At 70.6% G+C, this 16,143-nt stretch carries 13 protein-coding genes; 5 read left to right on the forward strand and 8 right to left on the reverse strand.

Annotation, left to right across the window (positions count from 1 at the left end):
* The first annotated feature begins 72 nt into the window (after positions 1-72).
* Positions 73-270, forward strand: coding sequence for a hypothetical protein (locus tag VA596_RS02130; RefSeq protein WP_323323023.1), 198 nt, complete (start codon positions 73-75; stop codon positions 268-270).
* Positions 249-686, forward strand: coding sequence for a VOC family protein (locus tag VA596_RS02135; RefSeq protein WP_323323025.1), 438 nt, complete (start codon positions 249-251; stop codon positions 684-686). The genes VA596_RS02130 and VA596_RS02135 overlap by 22 nt, the downstream gene beginning before the upstream one ends.
* A gap of 59 nt (positions 687-745) precedes the next feature.
* Here VA596_RS02135 and VA596_RS02140 read toward each other — a convergent pair whose 3' ends face one another.
* Together VA596_RS02140 and VA596_RS02145 are read right to left on the reverse strand one after the other, a co-directional pair.
* Positions 746-2,011: an aminotransferase family protein gene (locus VA596_RS02140; RefSeq protein WP_323323027.1), complete on the reverse strand. Its 1,266-nt coding sequence runs from the start codon at positions 2,009-2,011 to the stop codon at positions 746-748.
* A 649-nt stretch (positions 2,012-2,660) separates the two neighbouring features.
* Positions 2,661-3,851 carry a CaiB/BaiF CoA transferase family protein gene (locus VA596_RS02145; RefSeq protein WP_323323029.1) on the reverse strand — a complete coding sequence of 397 codons (1,191 nt, stop codon included), beginning with the start codon at positions 3,849-3,851 and terminating at the stop codon, positions 2,661-2,663.
* Between the two features lie 172 nt (positions 3,852-4,023).
* On the opposite strand from VA596_RS02145, the gene VA596_RS02150 reads away from it, so the two are divergent.
* Positions 4,024-5,970, forward strand: coding sequence for an NPCBM/NEW2 domain-containing protein (locus VA596_RS02150; RefSeq protein ID WP_323325598.1), 1,947 nt, complete (start codon positions 4,024-4,026; stop codon positions 5,968-5,970).
* Positions 5,971-6,156: 186 nt separating this feature from the next.
* On the forward strand, positions 6,157-6,618 hold the full coding sequence (locus VA596_RS02155; protein ID WP_323323031.1) for a DUF1036 domain-containing protein: 462 nt from the start codon (positions 6,157-6,159) through the stop codon (positions 6,616-6,618).
* A 3-nt stretch (positions 6,619-6,621) separates the two neighbouring features.
* Here the strand turns inward: VA596_RS02155 and VA596_RS02160 are convergent, their stop codons facing one another.
* From VA596_RS02160 to VA596_RS02185, 6 genes are read right to left on the reverse strand one after another with little or no spacing between them, the layout of a single operon-like run.
* Positions 6,622-7,302: a GntR family transcriptional regulator gene (locus VA596_RS02160; RefSeq protein ID WP_323323033.1), complete on the reverse strand. Its 681-nt coding sequence runs from the start codon at positions 7,300-7,302 to the stop codon at positions 6,622-6,624.
* 10 nt (positions 7,303-7,312) lie between these two features.
* Positions 7,313-8,098 (reverse strand): SDR family NAD(P)-dependent oxidoreductase, encoded by a 786-nt coding sequence (locus tag VA596_RS02165; protein WP_323323035.1) that lies wholly within the window; start codon positions 8,096-8,098, stop codon positions 7,313-7,315.
* Positions 8,098-9,798: a hydantoinase B/oxoprolinase family protein gene (locus VA596_RS02170; RefSeq protein ID WP_323323037.1), complete on the reverse strand. Its 1,701-nt coding sequence runs from the start codon at positions 9,796-9,798 to the stop codon at positions 8,098-8,100. The genes VA596_RS02165 and VA596_RS02170 overlap by 1 nt, the downstream gene beginning before the upstream one ends.
* The gene (locus VA596_RS02175; RefSeq protein ID WP_323323039.1) at positions 9,795-11,825 is read right to left on the reverse strand and encodes a hydantoinase/oxoprolinase family protein; all 2,031 of its coding nucleotides are present in this window, start codon (positions 11,823-11,825) and stop codon (positions 9,795-9,797) included. Before VA596_RS02175 ends, VA596_RS02170 begins: the two co-directional genes overlap by 4 nt.
* Positions 11,822-13,444, reverse strand: coding sequence for a thiamine pyrophosphate-binding protein (locus VA596_RS02180; protein WP_323323041.1), 1,623 nt, complete (start codon positions 13,442-13,444; stop codon positions 11,822-11,824). The genes VA596_RS02175 and VA596_RS02180 overlap by 4 nt, the downstream gene beginning before the upstream one ends.
* A 44-nt stretch (positions 13,445-13,488) precedes the next feature.
* On the reverse strand, positions 13,489-14,667 hold the full coding sequence (locus VA596_RS02185) for an NAD(P)/FAD-dependent oxidoreductase (protein WP_323323043.1): 1,179 nt from the start codon (positions 14,665-14,667) through the stop codon (positions 13,489-13,491).
* Positions 14,668-14,763: 96 nt separating this feature from the next.
* On the opposite strand from VA596_RS02185, the gene VA596_RS02190 reads away from it, so the two are divergent.
* Positions 14,764-16,128, forward strand: coding sequence for a WS/DGAT/MGAT family O-acyltransferase (locus tag VA596_RS02190; protein WP_323323045.1), 1,365 nt, complete (start codon positions 14,764-14,766; stop codon positions 16,126-16,128).
* Positions 16,129-16,143 lie beyond the last annotated feature (15 nt).

Genomic DNA, 16,143 nt, shown 5'->3' on the forward strand with positions numbered 1-16,143 from the left:
TGTGCGGGCCGGTCCCGGAGGGGGAAGCTCCGCGGGCCGGCCCAATCTTTTCGGGGAGTCTGAGGAGGCAGCGTGGCGGTCAAGATCACCCACCTGACGAACGGCCAGCAAGTGCGTTTCGCGAACGCGGACGGCGCCCGCCGGTACGCCGAGATCATGGGCGGCGGCGTCGACAAGTGGCGGTTCACGGTGGTGCCCGAGGACCTCGCGCTCCGGAAAATGTCGGACTCGGTGGTTAACGTGCCGGTATGGCGTATGACTTCCAGGTGACCGTGGACTCGGCCGACCCGCACGTGCTCGCCGGCTGGTGGGCCGAGACGCTCGGCTGGACCGTGGAACCGACCGATGAGGACTTCATCCGCGAGATGATCGCGAAGGGCTACGCGAGCGACGCGGAGACGAGAACGTACAACGGGGCCCTGGTGTGGAAGACGGGTGCGGCCATCCGGCACCCGGATTCTCCACCGGAGGGTCCACCGAAACGGGTGCTCTTCCAGCTGGTCCCGGAGCCCAAGACCGTGAAGAACCGGCTCCACCTCGACGTCTGGGTCGGCGCGGCCAACGTCGACGCGACGGTGGAGAAGCTGACCACGCGGGGCGCGAAGTTCCTGCACCGCGGGCAGCAGGGGCCGCACAGCTGGGTGACGGTCGCGGATCCGGAGGGCAACGAGTTCTGCGTGTCGTGACACGCAGGGTGAACGGCTCATTCCTGCCGTCGGAGGACAGGAATGAGCCGTTCACCGGTTCAGCGCAGGCGGTCCAGGGCCTTCGGCAACGCCGTGGCCAGCAGATCCAGCTCCGGTTCGGCCGCGACCAGCGGCGGTGACACGGCGATCCCGCGTCCGAGGTTGCGCACGATCACCCCTTCGTCCCGGCACGCGCGCTGCAGCTTCACCGGAGCGCCCGGGTCGGCGTCCATGACCTCGGCCGTCAGCTCCACCGCGGCGAGGAAGCCCAGCCCGGCGCGGACCTCCTTGACCAGCGGGTGGTCGTTGACGCCCGAAACGGCGTCGGCGAGCGGTTTCTCGAGTTCGCGGCCGCGCGGGATCAGGCCGTCGCGCTCGTAGATGTCCAGCGTGGCGAGGCCCGCCGCGCAGGCCACCGGGTGCCCGGCGTACGTCGCGCCGTGGCGGAAGATCGGGGCGCCCGGCGTCCCGGTGAAGAACGGCTCGGCCACGCGCGGGGCCACGACGAGCGCGCCGAGCGGGATGGTCCCGCCGGTGATGCCCTTCGCCGTCGTGATCATGTCCGGCTGCACCGGCCATCGGTCGATGCCGAACCAGGTGCCGAGCCGGCCCCAGGCGGCGATGACGCAGTCCGCGACGAACAGCACGTCGTGGCGCCGGCAGATCTCCGCGACCGCCTCGATGTACCCGTCCGGCGGCAGCAGCACCCCGCCCGCGCCGATGACGGGTTCGCAGAAGAACGCCGCGACCTGGTCCGCGCCCACCCGCTGGATCTCGGCCTCGAGCGCGCCGGCGTCGTCGAACGGAACGTGCGAGAACTCCGGCGGCTGCGGCCCGACCCCCGCGGCGTTGGCGGGGATCCCGCCGACGGCGGTGCCGAACCCGTGCGTGCCGTGGTAGCCCTGCGTCCGGCCGATGACGTGCACCTTCTCCGGCCGTCCGGTCTGCGCGAAGTAGGCGCGCGCGAGCTTCACGGCGGTGTCGATGACGTCCCCGCCACCCGAGCCGAAGAACACCTTCGAGCCGGGGGTGGGCGCCAGCTCGGCCACGCGGTCGGCGAGCTCGATCGCCGGCTCGTTCGCGTTGTAGCCGAACAGGTTGTACGAGTCGAGCGCCTGCAGCTGCTTGGTGACGGCCTCGGTGATCTCCGGCCGCCCGTGCCCGAAGTTGGCGTACCAGAGCGACGCGGTGGCATCGAAGTACCGCCGGCCGCCGTCGTCCCAGACGTAGGAGCCCGCCCCACGGGTGATGACCATCCGGTCCCCGTCGACGGCCCCCATGTCGGCGAACGGGTGCCAGAGGGCGTGCTTCGGCTGTGCTGACATCGGTCCTCCTCAGGTCCCGCCCCCATCCTTACCAGGGCGAAGCATCGAGCGCGAACACTCCATCGTGCACAGTTCCAGCGCTCGGACTGGCCGGAACTGCAGGACAACCTGTAACGGCGGTGCCCGGCCCCCTAGCGGAGTACACGGCTCTGCGCGCCGAGATCAGCCGCCTGATGGCCCCGCAGTGGAAGGCCACCGCCTTCCTCATCACCACAAGCGGCGCCGTGTTCGGCTTCGCGTTCACCTCCGCCGGCCGGATGCCGTTGCTGCTGATCATCCCGTTCAGCGGCAACATCCTGGCTTCCCAGTGGGTGGGTGCCACCAGCTCATCGAGCGGGTCTCGCTCTACATCCGGACCGAACTCGACCCGCACGTCCCCGGCGGGATCGGCTACGAGAGTTGGCTGCGCCGGGGAGCCGTCGAGCCGATCGGCCCGCCGGTTGCTCCGGCAGGCGCAGACCAGCCTGACGGTGCTCGCCTTCCCTCGCACTCGCGTTGCTGACCCTGGGCACCGTGCGTAGTGGTTCTTCCTGCAGCGCCACCCGTGGTCCGACCCGGCGTTCGCGCCCGGTCTCGCCGCGTGGGCGATCGGCGTCGTGCGGCGGACCGTGGCCGACTACCTCGCTGGGTGCCGGGACCAGGCTGAGCCTCACTCCAGGAACTCCGCGATCTCCGCGTCCGAATAACCCAGCTCCGCCAGCACCTCCGACGTGTGCTGCCCCAGCGTCGGCGGCGCGGACGTCGGCCGCGCCGGCGTGTCCGACGCCTTCACCGGGAACCCGGTGCCCACGTACGTCCCCACCGTCGGGTGCGGCAACCGCACCACCTGGTCACGCGCCGCCGTCCACGGGTCGGCGTACACGTCGTCGATCTCGTTGATCGGGGCCGCCGGGATGCCCGCCTCGTCGAACGCCTTCAGCCAGTCCGCCGCCGCGCGGGTCAGCAGCATCGGCTCCAGCAGCGCGTTCAAGGCATCCCGATTCGCCGCGCGCGAAGCGTTCGACGAGAACCGCGGATCCGTGGCGATGTCCAAGCCGAGCACCCCGCAGAACGCGTGCCACAGCTTCTCGCTGCCCACGGCGATGATCAGCCAGCCGTCAGACACGGGGTACGCCTGGTACGGGACGATGCTCGGGTGCGCCGACCCCATCCGGCGCGGGCGGGGCGCGTCGTAAAACACAGCACCTGCCGCATAGACGTGCCACGCCAGCTGACTGTCCAAAAGGGACACGTCGAGGTACTGGCCGCGGCCGGTGGCGTGCCGGGCCTGCAGCGCCATCAGCACCGCGATGATCGCCCACGTCCCGGCGTTCAGGTCGGCCACCGGCAGCCCGACCTTCGCCGGCGCGCCGTCGGGCTCGCCGGTCAGCGACATGACGCCGCCGAGGGCCTGCGCGACCAGGTCGTACCCCGCGCGGTCGCGGTACGGCCCGGTCTGCCCGAACCCGGTGATCGACACGTGGATCAGCCGCGGGTTCAGCGCCGACAACGCGGCGTAGTCGATCCCCCACTTCTCCAGCGTCCCCGGCCGGAAGTTCTCGACGAGCACGTCAGCGCCCGCGACGAGCCGGCGCAGCGCGTCACGGCCCCGCTCGCTCTTCAGGTCGAGCACGATCCCGCGCTTGTTCCGGTTCGCCGCCAGGTAGTAGACGGCCTCGTCGCCGACGAACGGCGGCCCCCAGCCGCGGGTGTCGTCACCGTGGCCCGGCGGCTCGACCTTCACCACGTCGGCGCCCATCTCGCCGAGGTACTGCGTGCAGTAAGGCCCGGCGAGGATGCGGGAGAGGTCGACGACCTTGATCCCGTCCAGCGGCCGGAATCCGTCAGGGGCAGGGGGCATCAACGGCTCCTCGTCGGGCTCGGCGTCCGGCTCCCTTTCTACCTCGCGCAACCCCGGGAAAGGATTTCCTACTAACGGACGTAGACGGCGATCACTCCCATCGTGTTGATTGTTGAGTGAGTTTGTGCAGAGTTGCGCACTCCGGGAGGGAACGATGCGTTGTCTTGTCGGGATGGCGGCCGTGCTGGCCGTCTGCACCTCGATGGTCACGATCACTCAGGCCGCGGCCGCGGAACCCCAGTACTTCGCCGCCCAGCGGGTCGGCGACCGTCCGCCGATGGGCTGGAACAGCTGGAACAAGTTCGGCTGCGACATCAACGAAGACCTGATCCGCGGCGCAGCAGACGCGCTGGTGTCCTCCGGCATGAAGGACGCGGGCTACCAGTACGTCAACATCGACGACTGCTGGGCCGAACAGAACCGCACGGCCGACGGCAAGCTCGAGCCCAACCACGAGAAGTTCCCGCACGGCATCAAGGCGCTCGCCGACTACGTCCACGGGCTCGGCCTCAAGCTCGGCATCTACACCAGCGCGGGCACGCAGACCTGCCAGAAGACCATGCCCGGCGCGCTCGACCACGAGGAGGCGGACGCGCAGTCGTTCGCCGACTGGGGCGTCGACTACCTCAAGTACGACAACTGCAACAACCAGGGCCGCCCGGCGATCGAGCGCTACACGAAGATGGGCGACGCGATCAAGAAGACCGGCCGCCCGATGATCTACGCGCTCTGCGAATGGGGCGAGAACCAGCCCTGGACCTGGGGCCGCGACGCCGGCGCGCAGCTCTGGCGCACCACCGGCGACATCAGCGACAACTGGGGCAGCATGACCGGCATCCTCGACCAGCAGGTCGGCCTGGAGAAGTACTCCGGTCCCGGCGGCTGGAACGACCCGGACATGCTCGAGGTCGGCAACGGCGGCATGACCGACGCCGAGTACCGCTCGCACTTCTCGCTCTGGGCGCTGCTGAACGCGCCGCTGCTGGCCGGCAACGACCTGCCCGCGATGTCCGCGGCGAACAAGAAGATCCTGGAGAACAAGGACGTCATCGCGCTCGACCAGGACTGGGCGGGCACCCAGGGCCACAAGATCCGCGACGACGGCGACACCGAGGTCTGGACCAAGCCGATGTCCGACGGCTCGGCCGCGGTCGTGCTGTTCAACCGCGGCTCGGCGACCGCGGCGATGAGCACGACGGCGAAGGACCTCGGCCTCAAGGGGCGCGACTACCGCGTCCGCGACCTCTGGAGCGGCACCGAAACCGAGACCGCCGGAACGCTCCGGGCAGCCGTCCCGTCCCACGGTTCGGCCGTGTTCCGCGTCTGGCCGGCGACGCACCCGGCGGCCGCGCCGATGACGACGCTCGCCCTGCCGAGCCCGGACTACGTGCCCGCCGACCGCCCGCTGACGACGACGCTCAAGGTGACCAACGACGGCAGCACGCCGATCGCGGACGTCCGGACCACCGTCACGGCGCCCGCGGGCTGGAAGCTGGACGGCCCCGGCTCGTTCACGGCGCCGGTCGTCCTGCCGGGCAAGAGCTGGCAGAAGCAGGTCACGTTCAAGCCGGTTTCCCCGTCTGGCGACCACGTCACGCTCACCGCGAAGGCGAGCTACCTGACGCTGTGGGGCAAGCGCGAACTGACGTCGGAAGGCACGTCGCCGCTGGTCTCACGGCCGCCGTCGGGCACGACCGCGCTGTCGAAGGCGCCGTGGATGTCGTCGGACAACGGCTGGGGCCCGGTCGAACGCGGCACGAGCAACGGCGAGGCCGACGCGGGTGACGGCCACCGGATCACCATCGCCGGCACCGCGTACGACGACGGGATCGGGGCCCACGCCCCGTCGAGCGTCCAGATCTACGTGGGCGCGGGCTGCACGTCGGTCAGCGCACTGGTCGGCTTGGACGACGAGAACTCCGGTGGCAGCGTGGGATTCCGCCTGCTCGGCGACGGCAAGGAGCTGGCCGCCACCGGTGTCATGCACCCGGGTGACCAGGCCCAGCCCCTGTCGGCGCAGCTGTCCGGCGTCCAGGTGCTGGAACTGTCGGTGAACGACGCCGGCGACGGCAACACCAACGACCACGCCGACTGGGCGAACGCCACGATCACCTGCTGAGAAAAGGAATTCACGCACCACCCGCCGTCCCCGGCCCCTCCGGCCGGGGACGGCGTTTCCGCTCGAGAACGTTTCCTCACGCGTGTAACGGGACAAAGTCGGCAAACGACTCCCGGACGGGGCACGGGACACCCCGGGGCCGCTTTCCGCGCCAGGTAGCACCATGAGTTACCGCAGAGGAAAACGATGATCGACCCATTCACCGCCGCGCACGTCGTCGGAGGCGGGTACCGACTGTACAAATGGCTCCAGCAATGCGTGGAGTGCGGCCTGACCGTCCACAACAAGGACCGGAAGGCACTCTACTTCGCGGTGTGCTGGGTCCACGACAAGGGATCGGAGTCCTGGGGCTGGTACAAGGTGCCCAAGTACGAAAGCCGCACGATCGGCGTGCCGGTACCGCGCATCGGCAGCAGCACCTTCTACCTCTACGCGCGGAACAACAAGGGCGAGCGCTGGAGCGGCACCAAGAACTTCTACGTCGCGAACCCCCAGGGAAAGCTCGTCGACGGCCAGTCGTTCACCGTCGTCGACGCCGCCACGAACTCACCGGAGCTGGTCCGCAACCAGGGCGTCAGCCGCCTTGCGGTGGTGTCCGGAACCGCCAAGGTGATGACCGGCGACGACAGCTTTTCGTTCGCCGGATAGGCCTCACTCACTGAGGTCGATGAGCAGGGCTTCGGCGTCGCGGAGATAGCGGTCCAGCGCCGCCTCCGCGACGTCGAACCGACCGCGCCTCAGGTCGCGCAGGATCTGTTCGTGGCACTCCAGGAACGGCTCGTAGAACTCCCGGGTGTTCTCGTTGAGCACGAAGAACAACCGGGTCTCGGCGAGCACCTGGCGCATCGTGGCGGAGATCCGCTCGCTGCCGGCGAGGTCGGCCAGCGCCTGGTGGAAGTGGATGCTCGCGGTGCCGACGGCCGGCCAGTCGGACGTCTGCGCCGCCGCGCGGCCGTCCCGCAGCGCCGCCTCGGCCGCCGAAAGGTCCACAGTGGACAACTCGGCCGCGCGGCGCAGGGCCCCGCATTCGGTGGCCCGGCGCACGACGTAGAGGTCCTCGATGTCCTCGGTGGTCAGTTCGCGCACGAACACACCACGGTTCAGCTCGTGCACGGCCAGCCGTTCGTGGGCCAGCAGCTGGAACGACTCGCGCAGCGTGTTGCGCGAAACGCCCAGCGCCGAGCTGATCACCGGCTCGGAAAGCCGTTCACCGGGGGCGAAAACACCGTCGGTGATGTACTGGCGCAGGATAGCCGCGACCCGCTCGGCCGTGCCGCTGCGCTCGAGCAGGTGCCGCTCGCGCTCCAGCCCCGAGGCGTCCACAGTGGACATCCCGGCACCGCTACCTGACGCCGAGTTCGAAGTCGAGGCTGTAGCGGTTGCCCGGCATCGCACCCGCGGCCTTCGCGCCGTCGATCGGCAGCACGACCCCGTTGACGAACCTCGATTCGTCACTGGCCAGGAACACCACGGCCTTCGCGACCTCCCACGCCTCGCCGACGCGGGCGGCCGGGGTGCTCGCGACGAGCTGGTGCTGCTTGGTCTCGAACTCCTCGGGCGAGTTGAGCGTGCTGCGCAGCATGTCGGTGTCGATCGCGCCCGGGTTCACCGTGTTGGCGCGGATGCCCTGGTGCGCGTGGGCGACGGCGATCGACTTCGTCAGCCCGACCAGCGCGTGCTTGGTGGCGTTGTACACCGGGTCTCCGGGGCGGCCCATCACGCCGCCGTTGGACGACGTCGTGACGATGCTGCCCGCCTTGCGCTCGATCATGTGCGGCAGCACGGCGCGGGTGCCGAGGAACGCGGCCCGCACGTTGAGCGCGAAGATGTGGTCGAACTCGGCCAGCGTCGTGTCGGCCAGCGGCTTGCCGAGGTGGATGCCGACGTTGTTGAACAGCACATCGATCCGCCCGGCCTCGGCGAGGACACCGTCGACGAAGGCGCCGACCTGCTTCTCGTCGGTGGCGTCGACGATCTCGTGCCGGTAGCCGTCGAGCTTCTCGGCGGGCTCGCGGATGTCGGAGGCGAACACCGTCGCGCCCTCTGCGAGGAACTCCTTCACCGTGGCGAGGCCGATCCCCCGCGCGCCACCGAAGACGACCGCCACCTTGCCGGCCAACCGACCCATCACTTACCCGCTCTCAGTCGTGCTGTCTGCTCTTCGTCCACCGCGTAGTCCTCCGGCATCCGGACGAGTGTGTCCGGTTCCCCGAGGTACCGCACTTCGACGCCGTAAACCTCGCGCGCCGCCTCCGCCGAGACGTACCCCTCGACGACGTCGGCGAGCACCGCCGCCACCGGCCGTTCGCGCGGCGGCCCGTAACCGCCACCGCCGGGAAGCATGACGTCCACAACGGACTCCGCAGCGAGGGTAACGCGGCTCTTCGCCACCAGGTCGGCTCCGCCGTGCAAACCGAACCGTCCGGGTGAGCCCGCGCCGCCACCGTCCACACCGGACGCCGCCGCCCGCACGCGGTCGACGTTCCCGTTGACACTCCAGGAATCCACGTCGTGCGCCACCGTCGTGGTCACCTGTCCGAGGCCGCCGCGCCGCCGTCCCGCGCCGCCGGAATCCACGCGCAGTTCACGAGAACGCTGCACGAGCGGCGCCATCGTCTCGATGACCTCGGTGGGCGTCGAGCGGAGACCACTCGGGAAACCCGTGGTGTTCAAGCCGTCCTTGTCCGCCCGCGCGCCCATGCCACCGGTCTGGAAGACGTTGAGCATGAACCCCGGGCCACGCCAGATCGTCATCCACAGTGCGTCCGCGCTCGGCGCGATCGCGGTGCCGGGCAGCGCGCCGATCAGCAGCGACGGCAGGAAGTGCCCGATCAGGTGCCGCGACGCGACCGGCGCCGGCGGCAGGCAGTTCAGCACCGACCCCTCGGGCGCGGACACGTGCACTGGCCGGAACGACCCGGCGTTGTGCGGCACCTCCGGCGAGATCGCCGCCTTGACGGCGAACGACGCGTACGCCCGCGTGTAGTTGAGCACGACGTTGATCCCGCGCCGGCTCTGCGGCGACGAACCCGCGAAGTCGAGGTGGATCTCGTCTCCGGCCACGGTGGCCGTCACGCACAGGACGATCTCTTCGTCGTCGAAGCCGTCGGTGACGATCTTGTTGGTGTACGTCCCGTCGGGCAGTTCCCGCAGCGCGTCCCGCAGGGCCATTTCGGAGCGGTTCATGATCTCGGCGGCGACGTCGTCGAGGCTGGTCAGGCCGAACTCGTCGAGCAGCCGGAGCAGGCTCGCGGCGCCGACCTCGTTGCCGGTGACCTGCGCGTATAGGTCGCCGACGGTCTCTTCCGGCGTGCGGACGTTGGCGCGGATCAGCCGTTCCAGATCGGCGTTGACCTCACCCGCGCGGAGGAACTTGAGGATCGGCAGGCGCAGGCCTTCTTCGAAGACTTCGTGCGCCTCGGCGGACACGAGCCGGCCGCCGATGTCCGGCGCGTGGCAGCACGAAGCGAACCACGCGACCAGCCGGCCGCGCAGGAAAACCGGTGTCGCCACGGTGATGTCGTTGATCTGCCCGGCGGTCTGCCACGGGTCGTTGGTGAGCAGCACATCGCCGGGTTCTAGCTGCTCGGGCGGGTACGCGGCGACGAAGTGGTGCATGCCGGTCGCCATCGCGTTGATGTGGCCGGGGGTGCCGCCGACGGACTGCCCGATCATCTCGCCGCGGGAGTCGAACACCGCGCACGCCAGGTCGAGCGATTCGCGGACCACCGCGGAAAAGGCCGTGTTGACGAGCGCGTTCTGCTGCTCGGCGAGGATGGAGTGCAACCGGTTGGCGAACAGCCCGACGAGGATGGGATCGATGGTCACACCGTCACCTCCAGGCCCGCGTCACCTCGGACGACGCAGCAGGCACCGGGCGGGACGACCACTGTGGACTCGCGTTCCTCCACAATGGCCGGACCGTCGACGCGGTCACCGGACTCGAGCCGGTACCGGTCGAACACATCCGTGTCGACAAATCCATCCGCCGTCGGGAAGTAGGCCTTACGGCTGCCCTTGCGGGCATTTCCCGCTGGCTCGGTCGAGGCCAGCCGGAGAGTGACGTCCGGAACCGGGCCGCTGGAGACGACCCGCCAGTTCAGCACTTCGACGCCGACTTCGGGCCCGGAGCGCCGGTAGAGCGCGCGGTAGGTCGCCGTGAACTCGTCGATCAGGGTGTCCGGCCAGCTGCCGCCGTGCACCGGCACGCGGATCTCGTACCCCTGCCCGGAATAGCGCATCTCGGCGATCCGCCGATGCGTCACGTCGTCCACACCGGACTTCGCGAGCAGCGCCGTGCCTTCGGCCTCCATCTCCGCGAACAGCGCGTCGACTTGCTCCCACGACAGGTCTCGCACGGCCGCGCGGGCCGAGCGCACGAAGTCGAACGCCAGCGGCGCGGTGAGGAACCCGGCCGCGCTGAGCACCCCGGCGGCCGGCGGTGCGACGATCGACGGCGCCCCGAGCGCGCGGGCGACCCCGGCGCCGTGCACCGGGCCCGCGCCGCCGAAGGTGTACATCGGCAGCTTCGCGGGATCCTGCCCACGCTCGACGGCGTGCACGCGCGCGGCGTTCGCCATGTCCTCGTTGACGCTCGTGTGGATGCCCCACGCGGCTTCTTCGACGCTGACGCCCAGCTTTTCGGCGATGCGGCCTATCGCTGCACGCGCCGCTGCGGCGTCGAGCGTCATGCCGCCGCCGAGAAAGTACGCCGGGTCGAGGTAGCCGAGCACCAAGTCGGCGTCGGTGACCGTGGGCTCGGTGCCACCGCGGCCGTAACACGCGGGCCCGGGTTCGGACCCGGCCGAGTCGGGGCCGACGGTCAGCAGCCCCAGCGCGTCGATCCGGGCGATCGACCCGCCGCCGACGCCGATCTCGATCATGTCGATGACCGGAACCTGCACCGGCAGCCCGGACCCGGGCAGCAGCCGGTACTTCCGGTCCACTTCGAACTGGTGCGTCACGAGCGGCGCGCCGTCGGCGATCAGGCAGAGTTTCGCCGTGGTGCCACCCATGTCGAAGGCCAGCAGGTCCGCGGGCCCCAGCGACGCGGCGGCGATCGCGCCGCCGGCCGGGCCGGATTCGAGGATGCGGATGGGGTACCGGGCCGCGGTGTCCACAGTGGCCAGTCCGCCGTTGGACAGCATGATGTGTGGCGCGCCGCCGACACCGAGGCGTCGCAACCGGTGTTCGAGGTCGCGCAGGTAGCGCTCGGTGAGGTCCTGGACGTAGACGTTCGCGACCGTGGTCGACGCGCGCTCGAACTCACGGATCTCGGGCACGACCTCCGAGGACAGCGCGACCCGCAGGCCGGGCGCGACCTCGGCGAGCACCTCGGCCGCGCGCCGTTCGTGGGCCGGGTTGGTGAACGCGTGCAGGAAGCAGATCGCGACCGCGCCGATCCCGCGGGCCGCCAGCTCGCGCCCGAGCCGCGCCACGTACTCCTCGTCGAGTCCGATGTGGACGGAACCGTCGGCGAGGATCCGTTCCGGGACGTCGAAGCGCAGGTGCCGCGGCACCAGCGGCTCGGGCAGCTCGATGGCCAGGTCGTACAGCTCGTACCGGTGCTCGCGGCGCATTTCGAGGACGTCGCGGAACCCGGCGGTCGCGAGCAGCGCGGTGCGCGAGCCCTTGCGCTCGATCAGCGCGTTGGTCACCAGGGTCGTCCCGTGCACGACCTGCTCGACGTCGCGCGCAGCGATCCCGGCGTCCGCGAACAGCGCGGCCAGGCCCGCCTCGACCGCGCGGGCCGGTTCGTCGTGCGTGGTCAGCACCTTGCCGACGGCGACGATCCCGGTGCCGTCCACCGCGCAGAGGTCGGTGAACGTGCCACCGATGTCGACACCGACCTTCACTTGCGGTACCACCGCGGCGAAGTGTTCAGCGGCGGCTTCAGCTTGGCCTTCACGACGAGCACGTTCGGCTCGTCCGACTCGACGAACTCGCCGAGCAGCCGCCGGAACGCGCGCCCGAACCCGGACACGCGGTCGGCGTGCACCCCGAACGACCGGGCCAAGCCGACGAAATCCGGGCTGTCCCAGTCGACCCCGCGGCGCGGCAGGCCCTCGCGCTCCTGGTCGTAGCGCAGCATGCCGTAACCACCGTCGTCGACCACGACCACCGTGACCGGCAGCTGTTCCTGCGCGAGCGTCGCGAGATCACCGCAGGCGTAGAGGAAACCGCCGTCCCCGGTGATGCAGATGGCCCGGCCGGTGCCGGCCGCGGCGGCGCCGAGCGACGCCGGGAAGCCGTAACCGAGGGTGCCCCAGCCCATCGGGTAGGCGAGCTTGCGCGGCGCCCGCACCCGATGGAAGCCGCCGACCCAGTAACCGGCGACGCACATGTCGGACACCAGCACCGCGTCCGTCGGCAATACTTCGTCCAAAGTGGACAGCAGGTCGAAGGCCTGCGGCTCCTCCTCGCGGATCCGCTGGCGGACCCGGCGGCCGATGCCGGCCAGCCGCAGGGTGATGTCGTCGAGGCCGTCCCGCTGCTTCGGCAGCAGCCGCTCGACGATCGCGCGCGCGTCCCCGACCAGCGTCAGGTCCGGCGGGTAGTTCTTGGCGGCGTCGTCGGCGTCGACGTTGATCGCGATGAGCTGGGGCGGCTGGGGCATCAGCCAGTTCTGCGTCATCAGGCCGTCGAAGTCGGTGCCGATGGCGAGCACGACGTCGGCCTCGTCCCACAGCTCGCCGACCTCCGGCGTGTGCACCGGGTTCGGCGCCAGGCACGGGTGGTCGAGCGGCAGCAGGCCGCGGGCGGCGAACGTGGTGATCACCGGCGCGGCGAGCTTTTCGGCGAGCGCCCCGATCGCTTCGCCCGCGCCCGAGCGCAGCGCGCCGCCGCCGGCCCAGATCAGCGGACGTTGCGCGTCGGACAGGAGCGCCTCGGCGCGCGCGAGGTCGGGGACGTCGCTCTCGGGCTTGCGGTGCGGCGCCGGCGGCCGCCGGTGCGGCACGGACTCGCGCAGGTAGTCGGTCGGCACGCCGAGGTACACCGGGCCGCTCTGGGGCTGCAGCGCGAGCCGCGCCGCGCGGTGCACGGTCGTCCCGATCTGGTCGGCCGCGCGGACGGTGAAGCCGCCCTTCGTGATCGGCGCGAACATCGCCTGCTGGTCCGACGTCTCGTGCAGCACCCCGCGCACGACACCGGGGCGCCGCAGCGTCGAGGGGATGTCGGTGGCGATGACCAGCACCGGAGCGGCGGACGCCATGGCCTCGCCGACCGCGCCGAGCGTGTTGGCGGCGCCGGGCCCCGTGGTGACCAGCGCGACGCCGAGCTTCCCGGTGGCGCGGGCGTACCCGTCGGCGGCGTAGCCGGCGGTCTGTTCGTGGCGGACCCCGACGAGCTTGATGCCGACCTCGGCGAACGCCTCCCACAAGGGCAGGTTGTGCACCCCCGGCAGGCCGAAGGCGATCTCCGTTCCCAGCGCCTTCAGCGCGTCCGCCAGCTCCCGCGCACCACTCACAGCCACGACCCGGATACTGCCAGATCGTTGAACGATCTGGCAATCAACCCCTAGACGATGTGGTGCTCCGCCGGTGCGCTACCGGCCGTCTCGAACCGGCGGACGTCCAGCTCGGCGATGTCCACCGACGTCGGCCGCCCCAGGTAGAGGTCCCGGATCAGCTCCCCGGTGGCCGGCCCCATCTGGAAGCCGTGGCCGGAGAAGCCGGTCGCGTAGAAGAACCGCGACAGGAGGACGCTTTCCCCGACGATCTGGTTGCGGTCCGGCGTCATCTCGTACAACCCGGCCCACGCCGTGCGGATCCCGGCGTCCAGCACGGCCGGGACCCGCCGCCCGGCCAGCTCGGCCAGCCGCGGCAGCCACTCGCCCGCCTCGTAGTGCGTGCCGAAGCCCGGGAAGCCGTCGTCCTCGCAAAAGGACATCGCCAGACCTGCACCTTCGCGGTGGAAGTAGAACGCCGACGGCATCTCGATGGTCAGCGGAACCGACTCCGGCAGCCCGGGCACCGGGCCGGTGAACACGACCTGCCGCCGAAAGGGACGTACCGGCAGCTCCAGCCCGGCCAGCTCCCCGACCCGGCCCGACCAGGCGCCTGCCGCGCACACGACGGCGCCGGTCCGGACGAACCCCGCCGTCGTGCGCACGCCGGTAAGAGCGTCGCCGTCCCGCTCGATCCCGGTGACCTCGACCCCGGTCCGGAGCTGCGCGCCGCGGGCGCGTGCAGCTCTGGCATACCCCTGCACGACCGCGTCCGGCGTGGCCTTCGCATCGTCCGGCGACCACAGCGCCGCGACGACACCCTCCAGCGCGAGCAGCGGGAGGACGTCCCGCACCTCCGCGGGGTCGAGCAGGTAGCTCCGGACGCCGTGCGCGCGCTGCAGCTCCGCGCAATGTCCGATTGCGGGCACGTCCGCCGGGTTGGTGATCAGGTAGAGGTACCCGTCGCGCCGGAAGTCGATCTCGGTGCCGAACCGCTCCCGGAAAGCGCTGTATTCCGCGAGTCCGCGCAGCCCGAGCTCCACGTTCACGGGCATGGTGAACGACGACCGGATGCCGCCCGCGGCCTTCGCCGTCGAGCCCTCGCCCAGGCCGTCGCGCTCCAGGAGCAGGACGTCGACTCCGGCCTCGGCCAACCGGAACGCGCAGCTCACCCCGATCACCCCGCCGCCGATCACCACGACTTCGGCCATCTGTGGCAGGGACGTTTCCCCGGCGCTGCGGACGGTCATACTCGCCAATGTAGAACGTGATCCACCGGTGGCACCCGAACGCGTAGAGTCGGCCCACCGGGGCAGCGACGCTCCGCGCGCGGAAGGTGGTACCCGATGCCGATGATGCCGGTGACCGACTCGATGTTCCTCCTGGTGGAGTCGCGCGAGCACCCGATGCACGTCGGCGGCCTGCAGCTGTTCAAGAAACCGGACGGCGCCGGCCCGGACTACCTGAGCGGCCTCCGCCGCAACCTGCTCGATTCGGACAACATGCGGCCGATCTTCCGCCGCCGCCCGGCACGTCCGGTGAACACGCTGGGGCACGTCGCCTGGTCGACCGACGCCGAGCTCGAGCTCGACTACCACTTCCGGCACTCCGCGCTGCCGCAGCCGGGCCGCATCCGCGAACTGCTGGAGCTCGCCGGCCGCTGGCACGGCACCCTGCTCGACCGGCACCGGCCGCTGTGGGAGATCCACCTCGTCGAAGGCCTGGCCGATGGCCGGTTCGCCGTCTACACGAAGGTCCACCACGCGCTGATGGACGGCGTCTCGGCGCTGCGCCACCTGCAGGGCACGCTGTCCGACGACCCGTCGGACATGGACTGCCCGCCCTGGTGGGGCTCCCGGCGCAAACCGGGCGAAGGCCGCGCGAAGAGCCCGCGGTCGTTCCTGGACAGCGCCGGCAAGACGGTCAACCAGATCGCGAGCCTCGCGCCGGCCGCGGTGAAGGTGGCGCGAGAGGCGTTCAGCGAGCACACCGTGACCCTGCCGGGCCAGGCGCCGCGGACGATGTTCAACGTCCCGATCGGCGGCGCGCGCCGGTTCGCGGCGCAGTCGTGGTCGCTCGACCGCGTGCGGCAGGTGGCCAACGCGGCCGGGGTGTCGCGCAACGACGTCGTGCTCGCGATGTGCTCGGGCGCGCTGCGGGACTACCTCATCGAGCAGCGCGCGCTGCCGGACGCGCCGATGATCGCGATGGTGCCGGTTTCGCTGCGCCGCAAGACCGATCCGGGCGAGGCGACGGGCAACAACATCGGCGCGCTGCTGTGCAACCTGGCCACCGACCTGCCGGACGCGGGCAAGCGGCTGGGCGCGATCCACCAGTCGATGCGCAACGGCAAGCGGCTGTTCTCGGAGCTGACGCCGTTGCAGACGCTGCTGCTGTCCGGGATCAACGTCGCACAATTGGGCGTTTCGCCCATACCCGGCGTCGTGAACAACACGCGGCCGCCGTTCAACCTGGTGATCTCGAACGTGCCCGGCCCCCGCAAGCAGATGTACTGGAACGGCGCGCAGCTCGACGGCATCTACCCCGCGTCGGTCCTGCTCGACGGCCAGGCCGTGAACATCACGCTCACCAGCAACGGCGACAACCTCGACTTCGGCATCACCGGCTGCCGCCGCAGCGTCCCGCACCTGCAGCGGATCCTGACGCACCTCGACACCGCGCTGGTGGAGCTGGAAGCCGCCGTCAAGTAGGTCCGTCCGAAGTGG

It is taken from the genome of Amycolatopsis heterodermiae, assembly GCF_034929455.1.
GTDB lineage: Bacteria > Actinomycetota > Actinomycetes > Mycobacteriales > Pseudonocardiaceae > Amycolatopsis > Amycolatopsis heterodermiae.